Source organism: Mesorhizobium sp. CNPSo 4671 (assembly GCF_057784245.1).
In genome coordinates this window covers 246,723-260,400 of the sequence record NZ_JBWLUW010000011.1, presented here as the reverse complement: position 1 = coordinate 260,400, position 13,678 = coordinate 246,723, and the positions used below count along the sequence as shown (strand labels likewise).

General features: G+C 64.6%; 14 protein-coding genes. 8 read left to right on the top strand and 6 right to left on the bottom strand.

The genetic code is table 11. From position 1 onward, the window contains the following. Positions 1-15 precede the first annotated feature (15 nt). The 8 genes from flgK to AC04SF_RS27780 all read left to right on the top strand — a co-directional run bounded on the left by flgK (position 16) and on the right by AC04SF_RS27780 (position 7,873). Complete coding sequence (gene flgK / locus AC04SF_RS27815) at positions 16-1,470, top strand: flagellar hook-associated protein FlgK (RefSeq protein WP_488480376.1); 1,455 nt, start codon at positions 16-18, stop codon at positions 1,468-1,470. A 3-nt stretch (positions 1,471-1,473) separates the two neighbouring features. After that, positions 1,474-2,517: a flagellar hook-associated family protein gene (locus tag AC04SF_RS27810; protein WP_488480375.1), complete on the top strand. Its 1,044-nt coding sequence runs from the start codon at positions 1,474-1,476 to the stop codon at positions 2,515-2,517. Between the two features lie 29 nt (positions 2,518-2,546). Then, on the top strand, positions 2,547-2,894 hold the full coding sequence (gene flaF / locus AC04SF_RS27805; protein ID WP_095199346.1) for a flagellar biosynthesis regulator FlaF: 348 nt from the start codon (positions 2,547-2,549) through the stop codon (positions 2,892-2,894). Then, positions 2,891-3,334 (top strand): flagellar biosynthesis repressor FlbT, encoded by a 444-nt coding sequence (gene flbT, locus AC04SF_RS27800; RefSeq protein ID WP_096449841.1) that lies wholly within the window; start codon positions 2,891-2,893, stop codon positions 3,332-3,334. Before flaF ends, flbT begins: the two co-directional genes overlap by 4 nt. Next, the gene (gene flgD / locus AC04SF_RS27795) at positions 3,334-3,741 is read left to right on the top strand and encodes a flagellar hook assembly protein FlgD (protein ID WP_202352822.1); all 408 of its coding nucleotides are present in this window, start codon (positions 3,334-3,336) and stop codon (positions 3,739-3,741) included. The genes flbT and flgD overlap by 1 nt, the downstream gene beginning before the upstream one ends. 13 nt (positions 3,742-3,754) lie before the next feature. After that, positions 3,755-4,021 carry a flagellar biosynthesis protein FliQ gene (gene fliQ / locus AC04SF_RS27790; RefSeq protein ID WP_023770466.1) on the top strand — a complete coding sequence of 89 codons (267 nt, stop codon included), beginning with the start codon at positions 3,755-3,757 and terminating at the stop codon, positions 4,019-4,021. 176 nt (positions 4,022-4,197) lie between these two features. Beyond that, the gene (gene asnB, locus AC04SF_RS27785; protein ID WP_488480374.1) at positions 4,198-6,066 is read left to right on the top strand and encodes an asparagine synthase (glutamine-hydrolyzing); all 1,869 of its coding nucleotides are present in this window, start codon (positions 4,198-4,200) and stop codon (positions 6,064-6,066) included. Positions 6,067-6,229: 163 nt separating this feature from the next. After that, positions 6,230-7,873 carry an MFS transporter gene (locus AC04SF_RS27780; RefSeq protein ID WP_096449845.1) on the top strand — a complete coding sequence of 548 codons (1,644 nt, stop codon included), beginning with the start codon at positions 6,230-6,232 and terminating at the stop codon, positions 7,871-7,873. Between the two features lie 24 nt (positions 7,874-7,897). Here the strand turns inward: AC04SF_RS27780 and AC04SF_RS27775 are convergent, their stop codons facing one another. From AC04SF_RS27775 to AC04SF_RS27750, 6 genes are all read right to left on the bottom strand, one after another. Then, on the bottom strand, positions 7,898-8,266 hold the full coding sequence (locus AC04SF_RS27775) for a cupin domain-containing protein (protein WP_488480373.1): 369 nt from the start codon (positions 8,264-8,266) through the stop codon (positions 7,898-7,900). 94 nt (positions 8,267-8,360) lie between these two features. Next, complete coding sequence (locus tag AC04SF_RS27770; RefSeq protein WP_488480372.1) at positions 8,361-9,746, bottom strand: NAD(P)/FAD-dependent oxidoreductase; 1,386 nt, start codon at positions 9,744-9,746, stop codon at positions 8,361-8,363. A 27-nt stretch (positions 9,747-9,773) separates the two neighbouring features. Further along, positions 9,774-10,889 (bottom strand): ABC transporter ATP-binding protein, encoded by a 1,116-nt coding sequence (locus AC04SF_RS27765; RefSeq protein ID WP_488480371.1) that lies wholly within the window; start codon positions 10,887-10,889, stop codon positions 9,774-9,776. Beyond that, on the bottom strand, positions 10,886-11,683 hold the full coding sequence (locus AC04SF_RS27760) for an ABC transporter permease (RefSeq protein ID WP_488480370.1): 798 nt from the start codon (positions 11,681-11,683) through the stop codon (positions 10,886-10,888). The genes AC04SF_RS27765 and AC04SF_RS27760 overlap by 4 nt, the downstream gene beginning before the upstream one ends. Then, positions 11,683-12,555 (bottom strand): ABC transporter permease, encoded by an 873-nt coding sequence (locus tag AC04SF_RS27755; RefSeq protein ID WP_488480369.1) that lies wholly within the window; start codon positions 12,553-12,555, stop codon positions 11,683-11,685. The genes AC04SF_RS27760 and AC04SF_RS27755 overlap by 1 nt, the downstream gene beginning before the upstream one ends. Before the next feature lie 22 nt (positions 12,556-12,577). Continuing rightward, entirely contained in the window at positions 12,578-13,654 is a 1,077-nt protein-coding gene (locus AC04SF_RS27750) for an extracellular solute-binding protein (RefSeq protein WP_488480368.1), read from the bottom strand. Between the last annotated feature and the right edge of the window lie 24 nt (positions 13,655-13,678).

The following is a 13,678-nucleotide window of genomic DNA, read 5'->3' as shown; positions in this document are numbered from 1 at the left end:
CCGTGAAAGACCAGCATGTCGTTATCTTCCGCATTGAGCATCGCCCAATCGGCGCTTATGAGTACCGCGCGTCAGACCAGCGTCGTCACGCGCAACGTCTCTGACGCCTCCAATCCGGACTATGCGCGCCGCATCGGCGTCGTCACCAGCACGGCGCCCGGCGCGCGTTCAATTGATATCCAGCGCGTCACCAACGACCTGCTGTTCCGGCAGAATCTCAGCGCCTTGTCGGCCTATAGCGGCCAGAACGCGCTCTACAGCGGCATGGATCAGCTGGACGTGTCGGTCAACGGCGTAGACAACGCCTCCTCGCCCTCGACGGCCATCGCCAATCTGCAGCAGGCGCTGCAGCTCTACGCCACCTCGCCGTCCAACCAGAATCTCGGCTCCAGCGTCATCGACGCGGCCAAGCAGGTCGTGCGCTCCCTGAACGAAGGCTCCCAGGCCATTCAGGATTTCCGAACCCAGACCGACGGCCAGATCGACACGGCGGTCAAGGACCTCAACTCGCTGCTCGGCCAGTTCCAGGACGCCAACCAGGCGGTCATTTCCGGCACCCGTTCCGGCACCGATGTTTCCGACGCGCTCGACCAGCGCGACGCGCTGCTGAAGAAGATCGCGGACTACGTTCCGATATCGACCTTCACGCGTGGCGACAATGACATGGTCATCACCACCGGTGACGGCACCACGCTGTTCGAGACGATACCGCGCACGGTGAGCTTCACGCCATCGGCTGGCTATGCCGCCGGAGCCGCCGGCAACACCGTCTATATCGACAACGTGCCGGTCTCGGCGGGAAGCGGCGGCAACACCACCGCCAGCGGCAAGCTCGCCGGCCTGCTGCAGTTGCGCGACGGCGTCGCCTCGACCATGCAGAGCCAGCTCGACGAGACCGCGCGCGGCCTGATCACGGCCTTTGCAGAGACCGCGCCCGCGATGCCCAACGCCGCCGGCCTGTTCACCTGGTCCGGCGCGCCGGCGGTGCCGGCCGCGGGCACGCTGGTCAATGGCTTGGCCGGCACGATCAGCATCAACGCGGCGATGGATCCGAGCGCTGGCGGCAATCCGACATTGCTGCGCGACGGCGGCGCCAACGGCGCTGCCTACGTCGCAAACACCACCGGCGGCGCTTCCTATTCCAACCTTCTTGTTGCCTACGGCGATCGGCTCGACCAGCCGATGACGTTCGACCCCGCCGCCGGGATTTCGGCAACGTCCAGCGTTTCCGACTACGCCGCCAATTCGATCGGCTGGCTGCAGGGCATGCGCCAGCAGGCTTCGACCGCCGCGGATGCCAAGGAAGCGCTGGCACAGCGCAGTTCCGAGGCGCTGTCCAATGCGACCGGCGTCAATGTCGACCAGGAAATGTCGCTGATGCTCGACCTCGAACATACCTATCAGGCATCGGCCCGGATGATGAAGACCGTCGACGACATGATGACGGCCCTGTTGAACGCGGTGGGATAATCCATGACCTCAGTCTCCTCGGCCGCCCTCACCAACGCCATGCGCTATCAACAGATGCGCATGCAGGCCGACCTCGTCAAAGCCACGAAAGAATCCTCGACCGGCAAGGTCGCCGATGTCGGCCTGGCACTGGGTGGACGCACCGCCCAGTCCGTCACCTTCCAGCGCGACCTCGACCGGCTGAACGTCATCGTCGATTCCAACGGGCTGGTCACCGCAAGGCTTGCGTCGACCCAGACCTCGCTCGGCCAGCTCTCCGGCGTGGCGCAGACCTTCCTGTCCGCCCTGACCACCGCGTCGTCGGGCGACAACTCCGACAGCCTGACCCAATCGACCGGCCAGACGACCATCCAGCAGCTCACCTCGATCCTCAACACCAGCGTCAACGGCGAATATCTGTTTGCCGGCACCAACACCGACGTCAAGCCGATCAACGATTTCACCGCCGCCGGCTCACCGGCCAAGGCCGCCTTCGACGCCTCCTTCGTCGCCAAATTCGGCTTCACGCCCAGTGATCCGGCCGCAGCCAACATCACCACCGCCCAGATGGACGATTTCATCACCAACTATGTCACGCCTCAGTTCCTCGGCACGGGCTGGCAGACCAACATGTCGAACGCCACCGACCAGCAGATCGTCAGCCGCATCGCGCTCAACGAAACCACCGAGACGTCGACCAGCGCCAACGGCGACGGCATCAAGAAGCTTGCAATGGCCGCCGCAATGGTCTCCAGCCTGATGTCCACCAACATCAGCCAGGCGGCGAAGGACAGCATCGTCAGCCACTCGCAGACACTGGTCGGCGAGGCGCTGAGCGGCATCGCCCAGGTTCAGTCCGAAACCGGTATCGTGCAGAAGCGCGTCTCCGATGCCAGCGACCGCATGAAGACGCAGATCGACCTGTTCGAACGCCATATCCTCGATCTCGAAGCCGTCGATCCGGCCACGGCCGCCACCAAGGTCGCGGACCTGACGCAGCATATCGAGACGTCCTTCGCTCTGACAGCGCGCCTGCAGCAACTCAGCCTGTTGAATTACCTGACCTGAAAACTCCCAGCGGAACGGTAGAGCCGACGATGTACCAATTCTCCTACGCCGACGTCCAAAGCACCTCCGTCTCAGACGCCAAGGACCGTGAGCGCGAACTCCTGACCCGCTCGATCGACATGCTGGCGGCCGCCGCCGCGGCCGGCCAGGATTCGATGGAGGCCGTGGAGGCGCTGAATTTCACCAACCGCGTCTGGACCGTCTTCGTCGAGGATCTCGGCTCCAGCGACAATGCGCTTCCCAAGGAATTGCGCGCCAACCTGATTTCCATCGGCCTGTGGCTGCTGCGCGAGGCGGAGGACATCCGCCAGGGCCGCACCAACAATTTCGAAGGGCTGATCGAAGTGTCCCAGATCATCCGCGACGGCATTCAATGAGCAACACGCTGAAGATATCGCTGAAGCCCAACGAGAAGATCTACATCAATGGCGCCGTCATCCGCGTCGACCGCAAGGTCACCATTGAACTGATGAACGACGTGCAGTTCCTGCTCGAAAGCCATGTGATCCAGGCCGACCAGGCATCGACGCCGCTCAGGCAGCTCTACTTCATCGTGCAGGTCATGCTGATCAATCCCGCTGGCGCCGATGAGGCCCGCGAAATGTTCCGCCGCTCGCTGCCGCTGCTCATTGCCAGTTTCGAGGACGCCGAGATCTGCAGTGCACTGAAGCAGATCGACCGCATGGTCGGCGAGGATCATATCTACGAGGCCTTGAAGGCGATCCGTTCGCTCTATCCTCTCGAACGCCGCGCGCTTGGCGGCAATGACGATGTTCCGGGCGCGCCGCGCCCACTGGCCGTGGGAGCACGCTACTAATGACCGTGGACATGACGACGACGATACCGGTTGGCGCCAATTCGACCACCACGTCGACCTCCAAGACCGCTGTCGACTACCAGTCCTTCCTGAAGCTTCTGATCGCCGAGATGAAGAACCAGGATCCGACCAAGCCGATGGATTCGACGCAGTACGTCGCCCAGCTCGCCACCTTCTCGCAGGTCGAGCAATCGGTGCAGACCAACACCAAGCTCGACCAGATCATGTCATCGTCGGCGTTGTCGCAGGCCGACGCGATTATCGGCCGCAACATCACCTCGGCCGATGGCAAGACCAGCGGTACAGTGGCTTCGGTGACGCTCTCCAGCAGCGGACTGATCGCGGTGCTGCAGGATGGTACGCAGGTCCCCGTCGGCGCAGGCGTGTCGATCAAGCCGGCAAGCTAGGCCAACCTCTGACATGAACGAGGCCGACGCACTCGACATCGTCCAGTACGCGGTGTGGACGGTTCTGACCGCGTCCGCTCCGGTGGTGCTGGTCGCCATGGCGGTCGGCATCGGTATCGCCCTCATCCAGGCGCTGACGCAGATCCAGGAAATCACCTTGACCTTCGTGCCGAAGATCGTCGCCATCATGTTGGTGGTGGCGCTGACCGGTCCGTTCATCGGCGGCCAGATCTCGGCCTTCACCAACGTCATCTTCGAGCGCATCCAGAACGGATTCTGACACCCTGCGAGGGAGCGTGCGGCGGCTTCCATCCGGAATTGCCCGAAACCAGCGGCCCGCTTGCGGTTGACCCGGTTCCGGCTAGATTGCCGTGCAGGCCACTCCCGGCCAGGCGATCCTTCTGTCCCAATGGCCTGTCGAAATCCCCTGAACCAACCCAGACCGACCGGCGGACCATGTGCGGCATAGCCGGCGTCTGGCGTAAGCGGAACCCGATCGGCGGCGGCGATCTCGCCGATGTCGGCCGCATGATGCAGGCACTGGCGCATCGCGGCCCCGACGACCATGCCAGCTGGAACGACAGCCGGCTGGCGCTCGGTCACCGGCGGCTGTCGATCATCGATCTCTCGGCGCAGGCGCGCGAGCCTATGCTCACCGCCTGTGGCCAAGGCGTGCTGGTCTACAATGGCGAGGTCTACAATTACCGGGCGCTGCGCACGACACTTGAGGCTGAAGGCAGGCGGTTCCGTACGGTCTCGGATGCCGAAGTGGTCCTCGAAGCCTTGCACCACTGGGGGCCGGACAAGGCCATTCCGCTGTTCGACGGCATGTTTTCCTTGGCCTATTTCGACGCACGGGCCACCACGCTCTGGCTGGCGCGCGATCGCCTTGGCATCAAGCCGATGTCGGTGGCCGAGACGAGTGAGCGGATCCTCTTCGCCTCCGAAGACAAGGCGATCCTTGCCTGTGACGGCGTCGCACGGGCCATCGATGCGCGCGAGATCACCTTGCGGCTGGCTTGGCAGAGCCGCGACTCCAGTTCCAGCCTGTTCGCGGGCATAGAGCGGCTGCCGCCGGCGGGCCTGTGGAAGATCACCGACGCCGGCATCGAGAAGCGCTGTTTCTGGCATGTCCTCGATGTACTCGACGCCGCCCGCATCGCCGGCGACACCGCCACCGACGCCGAACACATGGCGTCGCTGGAAGCGCTGATCGAAGACAGTGTCGGGCTGCACTGCATTGCCGATACCAGCCTGGCCGCGGCTTGCAGCGGCGGCGTTGATTCCGGTCTCGTCACGACACTGGCAAAACGGTTCCGGCCGGAAATGACAGCCTATGTCATCGACCCGCGCCTGGGTCACAGCGAAGCCGACGCCGCCGCACGCACCGCCCGCCATGCCGGTGTGCCGCTGAACAGAGTGCCCGTCGACAAGGACCGGTTCCTCGAACTCTGGCCAAGGACCATCTGGCACCTGGAAAGCGATGGCTGGCACGCAAGCCATGCCTGCCTGCTGGCGCTTGCCGAGCAATGCCGGGCCGACGGCATCAAGGTGCTGTTGACCGGTGAAGGCGCCGACGAGCTCTTTGGTGGCTACGACTGGCAGGAAGCCAGCATGCGGCCGTGGCGGCCCTGGTCATGGCCGGGACGGCTGTTTCGCTCCAAGGCCCGGCTTGCCCGCAGGTTCGAGCGCCAGCGCCATGCCCCCTTCCGGACATCGATAGCCGGCGGCCATGTCTGGGACCGCAACATCGTGCTCAGGGCACTGTCGCCGGAATTGAATTTCCTTCAGACCAAGATCTTCGACCGGCTCGAACCGGTCGCATCCCTCAGCGACCGTGCCTTCCTGGGCTGCTGCCTTCACGACCTGTATGCGCATTTGCAGGACCTGTTGAACAGGCATGACCGGCTCAGTATGGCGGCTTCGGTGGAGCTCAGGGTGCCGTTCCTTGAAAACCGGCTGATCGGCTTCGCCATCCATCTGCCGAGGCGGCACAAATACCGCCATAGCCAAGGAAAATGGCTTTTGAAGAAAGTCGCGGAACGACACATTCCGCTTCAGAACGTGACGGCTCGCAAGAACGGCTTCCAGGTATCGGCCAACTTCACAGCGGGCACAGAGGGTCTGCTGCGCGCAGGCTTGCTGCGCGATGTCATGAAATGGCCGGCCGCTTCCGTCGAGGACCTGATCGACCTGGCAAAGCGCGACCAGCCGTCGCGGCTGCGGCTGGTCGGCATGGAGCTTTTCCTTCGCCTGCACGCCGACGGCCAGACCACCGGCCACCTCACCGAAGCGCTGCATGTAGCGGTCAACGACGCGCGCTGAAACCATGTCCCGCAGGGCCAATACCGGCGTGGCCCTCCTCTATCCCCTCGTTGGACCATGATCTTGTGCGCATGACGTTCGCCCTTTGCGGCGCGATGCCATAGTTTCGGCAAACGATGCGGAGAAACCGCAAGGATCAGCACGCCGAGGCAGGAACCCATCCATGATTGACGAGAAACCGGATAGCGAAGGCGTTTCGGCGCTGGCGCCGTTCCGGCATGGCATTTTCCGCGCCGTCTGGGCCGCAAGTCTCGTTTCCAATTTCGGTGGCCTGATCCAGGGCGTCGGCGCCGCCTGGATGATGACGACGATCGCCACTTCGCCCTATCAGGTCGCCCTGGTCCAGGCCTCGACCACTCTGCCGATCATGCTGTTCGCGCTTGTCGCCGGCGCCATCGCCGACAGCTTCGACCGACGCAAGGTGATGCTGGTCGCGCAGACCTTCATGCTGGTCGTTTCGCTGCTTCTGACCGTATTCACCTACTACAATCTGCTCACGCCCTGGACGCTGCTCGCCTTCACTTTCCTGATCGACAGCGGCACCGCGCTCAACAGCCCGTCCTGGCAGGCGTCCGTCGGCGACATGGTGCCCCGCAACAAGGTGCCCGCGGCCGTTGCGCTGAACTCCATGGGTTTCAACCTGACACGCAGCGTCGGCCCGGCGATCGGCGGCATCATCGTCGCGGCTGCCGGTGCCGCGGCCGCCTTCGCGGCGAACGCGGTCAGCTATATCGGCCTCATCATCGTGATGGCGCGCTGGAAGCGCGACGTGCCGGCATCGACCTTGCCGCGCGAATCGCTGGGCGCGGCCATGGGGGCCGGCCTGCGCTATGTCGCCATGTCGCCCAATATCGGCAAGGTGCTGGTCCGGGGCGCGGCCTTCGGCTTCAGCGCCGGCGCCGTGCTGGCGCTGCTGCCGCTCGTCGCGCGCGACGTCGTCAAGGGCGACGCCTTGACCTATGGCATCATGCTTGGTTCCTTCGGCATCGGCGCCGTCGGCGGAGCACTGATCAGTGTGCGGCTGCGGCAACTGCTGTCCAGCGAGACGATGGTGCGCTGCGCCTTCGCCGGCTTCGCCGTCTGCGCCTTCAATGCCGCGCTCAGCCATCACGCCTGGCAGACCTCGCTCGGCCTGCTGGTCGGCGGTGCCTGCTGGGTGATCGCGCTCTCGCACTTCAACGTCACGGTGCAGATGGCGACGCCGCGCTGGGTGGTCGGCCGGGTGCTGTCGGTCTACCAGACCGCCACCTTCGGCGGCATCGCGCTCGGCAGCTGGATCTGGGGCGTCGTCGCCGATGCCCATGGCGCTGAGACGGCGCTGATCGCCGCCGCCATCACCATGCTGGCCGGCGGCGCCATCGGCCTACTACTGCCGCTGCCGCAGCAGCAGGTGCTGAACCTCGACCCGCTCAACCGCTTCAAGGAACCGCATCTCGCGCTCGACTTGAAGCCGCGCAGCGGTCCCATCGCCATTATGATCGAATACATCATCCGCCACGAGGACGAGGCGGAATTCCTCGCCACCATGGCCGAGCGCGGCCGCATCCGCCGCCGCGACGGCGCCCGCAATTGGACGCTGGCGCGCGATCTCGAAAATCCGACGATCTGGATCGAGCACTACCACACGCCGACCTGGCTCGAATATGTCAGGCACAACGGCCGCATCACCCATGCCGACGCCATGGTCGGTGATCGCTTGCGGGCGCTGCACAGCGGCGACGAACCGCCGCGCGTGCGCCGCGTCATCGAGCGCCCGACCACCGCCGGCACCGCGCTGGTGATGGCCAAGGGGCCGATCGAGCACTGATTCTGTCTGGCTGATAGCAGGCTGTCAGCCGGCCGACTGGATCATGTAGAGCTTGCGCGTAGTCTCGCGGATGCGCCATTCGCCCTTCCATCCCTGCGGCAGCACGAGAAGGTCGCCCGGCCCCAGTTCGCGCATCTCGCCGTCGGCGCGGCTCACCTCCACCCGCCCCGAGATGATATGGCATATCTCCGACGAGCCGGTGCGATCAGCAGTGAAGCGGCCGGGCGTGCACTCCCAAATGCCGATATCGACGGTTCCGTCCGGCGACTGGAAGAACGAGCGCACCGCCTCCACCTGATTTCCCTCGATGGAAGTCGGCTTGGGCGAGAACGCGCCGATATCGGCCTTGGCGAGGTCGTGGAAGGTCGAAAGGTCGATCAAACTGGTCTCCATGAACAAAGCAATTCCAGGAAAAGTGTCCAGCGGTTTCCGTCCGGAATTGCGTAAAGACAAATTGCTGAAGCGGTTCAGCGAACGCTGAACCGCTTCAGTGGCCCGTGATGCTGTCGGCGAGCGCGGCCAGTTTCGATGTATGCGCAAGCCCGGCGGCCTCGCGCCCGTCAGCGATGCGATAAAGCTGGTACATCGAATGCACGCCGAGCCACCGGAACGGCTCCGGCTCCCATGGCCTGACCTTGCGATTGACCCAGGGCAGGCGCGTCAACTCCGTGTCCTGGCCAAGGATCAGGTCGGCGAGCGTGCGCCCCGAAAGATTGGAGCTCGACACGCCAAGCCCGACATAGCCGCCGGCCCAGCCGATGCGGGTCGCGGGATCGAGGCCGACGGTCGTGCACCAGTCGCGCGGCACGCCGAGCACGCCGCACCAGGCGTGCTCGATGCGGCAGTTCGCCGTCTGCGGCAACAACGTCGTCAGGATCTGATGCAGCTGGTCGATCGTGGCCTGCTGCGTCTGCCCGTTGACGTCGGTGCGCGACCCGTAGCGATAGGGCACGCCGCGCCCACCCATGGTGATGCGCCCCTCGCGCGTGCGCTGGGCATAGCAATAGGCGTGGGCGGCGTTGCCGAGAAGCTCGTGACCCTCCCAGCCGATCTGGCGCCAAAGCGCCTCCGACAGCGGCTCGGTGACGATCTGCGCGCTGTTGAGCGCCAGCCAGGTCCGTTCCTCGCCGGGGATGCCTGCTGTAAAACCCTCCGTCGCGCGGATGATGGTTTCCGCCCGCACCATGCCGCGGTCGGTGGTCACGCTGCCCTTGGCGATGGCCGTCACCGTCGTCTGTTCGTAGATCGGCACGCCCAGCCGTTCGACGGCGGCGGCAAGCCCGCGCACCAGCTTGGCCGGCTGCACCCGCGCCTGGCCGTGGACGACGAAGCCACCCATGACATTGCGGATGTTGATGCGTGCCCGCGTCGCCGCCTGATCCAGCAGTTCGACGCGGTCCGGATCGACATCCCAGGCGCGGATCGTTTCAAACTCTTCGCGCGCGCGTTCGAGCTGCGCGGGGTTGGTGGCCACCGTCAGATTGTCGACGCGGCGGATATCGGCATCGATCCCCTCCTCTGTCGCCACCCTGATCACCTCGTCGACGCAGCCCGCCATCGCCGCCTGCATGGCGCTGACACCTTGCCGGGTCGAGGTCTTGAGATATTTTTCACGCGACCACGAGAACCCACCCGACAGCCAGCCGCCATTGCGGCCCGAAGCGCCGAAGCCGGCAAACTTTCGCTCGATCAGCGCGATGCGCAGCGAGGGCCTTGCCTTCTTCAGATAATAGGCGGTCCACAGCCCGGTATAGCCGGCGCCGACGATCGCGACATCGACCTCGATATCGCCTGATAAGGGCGGCCGGGGCGTGGGAACCCCTCCTATATCCGCATACCAGAACGATATGTCGCCGTTGCGCATGGCTTGCATGGGATGACTTTCAGATGGGGAGCGGGATCAGGTGAGCGTGGTGTCGGCGGTGCTGTCGTCGGCCAGCAGCTTGGCGTCGGCACCGTGAAAGCAAAGCTCCACTGGTTCGCCCAGGCCAAAACTTTCGCCGGTCAGCGGTGAGCGCACGATTGCGGCGGAGCCATCGGCCAACTTCACTTCATATTTCGATTCCGAGCCGAGATAGATGGCCTCGGCGATCGTCCCCGACAGACGGTTGGCGCCATCGGCAGCATTTTGGCCGGGTCGGCGGATGGCGAGCTTTTCGGGACGCAGCAGCATCACCGGCCTGGCATCCCCGTTGATGCGCGTCGATGCCGTTACCGTCTCGCCGGCTATGGTAAGCGCGGTGCTCGTGCCATCGCTTCGCGCCTCGCCACGCAACACGGTGGAGTCGCCGATGAAGCGGCCGACGAACAGCGTCGCCGGTTCGTCATAGAGCTGGCGGCCGGTGCCGACCTGCTCGATGCGCCCGCGATTGAACACGGCGATGCGATCCGACAGAACCAGCGCCTCTTCCTGGTCGTGCGTCACATAGACGAAGGTGGTGCCGAGCTCGCGATGGATGCGCTTGATCTCGAGCTGCAGCCATTCGCGCAGCTTCTTGTCGAGCGCGCCGAGCGGCTCGTCCATCAATAGCAGCGGCGGGTCGAAGACGATGGCGCGGGCCAGCGCCACCCGCTGCTGCTGGCCGCCCGACAGCTCGCTGGGATAGCGATGCGCGAAGTCGCCCATCTTGACCATGTCGAGCGCTCTGGCCACGCGCGCTTGCCGTGTGGCCTGGTCGACGCCGCGCAGCGTCAACGGATAGGCGACGTTGCGGCCGACGCTCATATGCGGGAACAGCGCGTAGTGCTGGAACACCACGCCGATGTTGCGCTTGTGCGCCGGCACGCCGACGACGCTTTTCTCGCCGACCAACAGGCTGCCGCTGGTTACGTCGGTGAAGCCGGCAATCACGTTGAGCGTCGTCGTCTTGCCCGAGCCGCTGGGGCCAAGCAGCGTCATGAACTCGCCGGGCTCGATGCGCAGCGACACACCGTCCAGCGCCTTGAACGTCCCATAGGCCTTGCTGACGGTGGCGAGGTCGATCGCGGCGCCCCGATTTTCCGCTTTCGGGTTCATTGACGTCCTTTCCGCTCGCGACCAAGGAGAAGCATGCCGCCGCCGATCAGGAGTGTCGTGGCGAACAACAGGATGGTGCCGACCGCGGCCACCGTCGGATCGGCATCGCGCGTGATCGAGGAGAAGATCTGCACCGGCAAGGTCTTGAGATAGGGGTTGGTGATGAACAGCGACACCACGATCTCGTCGAACGAAGTGGCGAAGGCAAAGAGCAGGCCGGACAGGATGCCGGGCAGGATCAACGGCAGCGTCACCGTGCGGAACGCGGTCAGCGCTCCGGCGCCGAGGCTCGCCGCCGCCGTCTCGAGGCGCCTGTCGAACACTTCGAGGCTGGCCGAGACCGCGATCAGCACGAAGGGCAGCGCCAGGATGGTGTGGGCGAGCACGAAGCCTAGCAGCGTGCCGACCAGGTGGGTATCGAGATAGACGGCATAGATGCCGATGGCCAGCACCACGCCCGGCACCACCATCGGCGTCAGCATCAGCATCCGCAACAGATTGGCCGGCCCGGCCTTCATGCGGTCGAGGCCGAACGCCGCGAGCGTACCGAGCGCCGTCGCCAGCACCGCCACCACCGAGGCGACCTTCAGCGAGTTGAGGAAGCTCGACGACCAGTCCGGATTGGTGAAGAAGTTCTGGTACCACTGCCAGGAGAAGCCTTGCGGCGGAAAGGCGAGCGACTTGTTCTCGTTGAACGACATCGGCACGACGACCAGCGTCGGCGCCACCAGCCATATCGCCACCAGCAGGCAGACGAGGCCGAGGATCACACGGGTGAGCGGCTTGATCTCCATCAGCGCCGCCCCGCTTCCCGGTACCGCGAACGCATCACGGGTGCTGCAAGCGCCAGAAGCACAAAGGTGGTGACGAGCAGCACCACGCCCATGGCGCCGCCGCGACCCCATTGCAGCAGGCTGAGCACCTGCGTCTGCACCAGCGTCGACAACATGGTCGAGCGCGGTCCGCCGAGCAGCGCCGGCGTGATGTAGAAGCCCAGCGCCAGGATGAAGACGATGATGGCGCCGGCATAGACGCCGGGCAGCGACAGCGGCAGGTAGACGGTGAAGAACGCGCGCGAAGGTCGTGCACCCAGGCTTTGCGCAGCCCGCATCAGCCTGAGGTCGATGCCCTTCATTACCGAATAGAGCGGCAGGATCATGAAGGGCAGAAGCACCTGCGCCATGCCGATCACCACGCCGGTCTGGGTCCGGATCAGCCTTATGCCGTCGAAACCGGCCGACCTCAGCAGCGAATTGATGACGCCCGAGTCCTGCAGCAGGATGACCCAGGAGAGCGTGCGCACCACCCCGCTCACCCAGAACGGGATGAGTACGCAGAGCACAAGGACGAGCCGCACGCGCGGCCCGACGGCGGTCATCAGATAGGCATAGGGATAAGCGCAGATCACGCAGACGATCGTCACCCAGGCCGAGATGGTGAAAGTGCGCTGTAGTACCGTGAGATTGATGGGCGCGCCGAAGAACCAGACGTAGTTCTGCACGCCCCATTCCGGCTCCGACAGGCTGCGCACAACGATTGTGAACAGCGGATAGCCGATCACCGCGACAAGCAGGATCAGCGCCGGCGCCGTGAGCGCGAACGGCCGCCATGCCCGTCCCGGCCGCGCATCGGCGGCGGGTTGGGGGGGAAGCTCAGACGCGCTCACGATCTGCCTCTCATTCGCTGGTTCAGTTGCCGGCCATCAGCGCCGACCACTTCTCCTGCGCCACCGCGAAGTTCGGGACCCAGAACTTGAAATTCTGCTTGTAGCCCTGCTTCTGGCGATCCGGCGTGTTGGTCAGAAAGGCGGCGACGGAAGCGTCGACCTTGGGCTGCGCCTCGTTGTTGATCGGCGTGTAGGATGTCTTCTCCGCCAGGACTTCCTGTGCGTGCTTGCCGAGATAGGCATTGATCAGCGCGTAGGACGCGTCCGTATCCTTGACGCCGACGGGGATCGTCATCTGGTCCATCACCACCAGCCAGTCCTGCCAGGCCGGCGCGTATTTGGCGCCGTTCTTGACCGCGGTCATGGCGCGGCCGGTCCACATCATCAGCATGTCGGCTTCGCCCGATTCCGCCAGCTGCTGCGATTCAGCACCTGTCTTCCAAAAGATGGTATCGGGGCCGAGCTTGCGGACCACATCGATGGCCTTGTCGATATCTGCCACCGTCATTGCCTTCGGGTCGCCGCCGGCAACCTTGAGCGCCTGTTCTAGCAAGCCGCCCGTCGGGCTGCCGGAGCCGTCGATTCCGCGCACGCCCGGGAACTTTGCCGTGTCGAAGAAGTCGGCCCAGCTCTTGGGCGGATTATCCTTATACTTCTCCTTGTTGTACATCAGCACGACGCCGTAGTTCATCGCCGGCACCGAGCATTCGCCGACCTGGCCTTCCGGGATTTTCGAGACGTCGAGCTTCGTCAGATCCAGCTTCTGGAACAGCTTGCCGCAATAGACGTAAGGCGGCAGGTCGTCGGTATCGACGACGTCCCAAGTGACATTACCGGACTCGACCTGCGCCTGCAGCTTGGCGATCTCGGTCGGTCCGTCATTGAGCAGCTTGACGCCGGACTTGTCGACGAACTCCTTCAGCGCCGCCGCCTGGCCGTCCTGGTAGATGCCGCCATAGGAGACGAACGTCAGCGTCTTGCCCTTGAGCGAACCTTCCTTCACCTCGCCCGCCACCGGCTTCTCCTGCGCAAAGGCCGCGCCGGCCACAACGCCAAGCGCCAGAATGGCGCCAAGGCCTGCAAATCTCGATTTAAACATCACACTAACTCTCCCATTCATGCC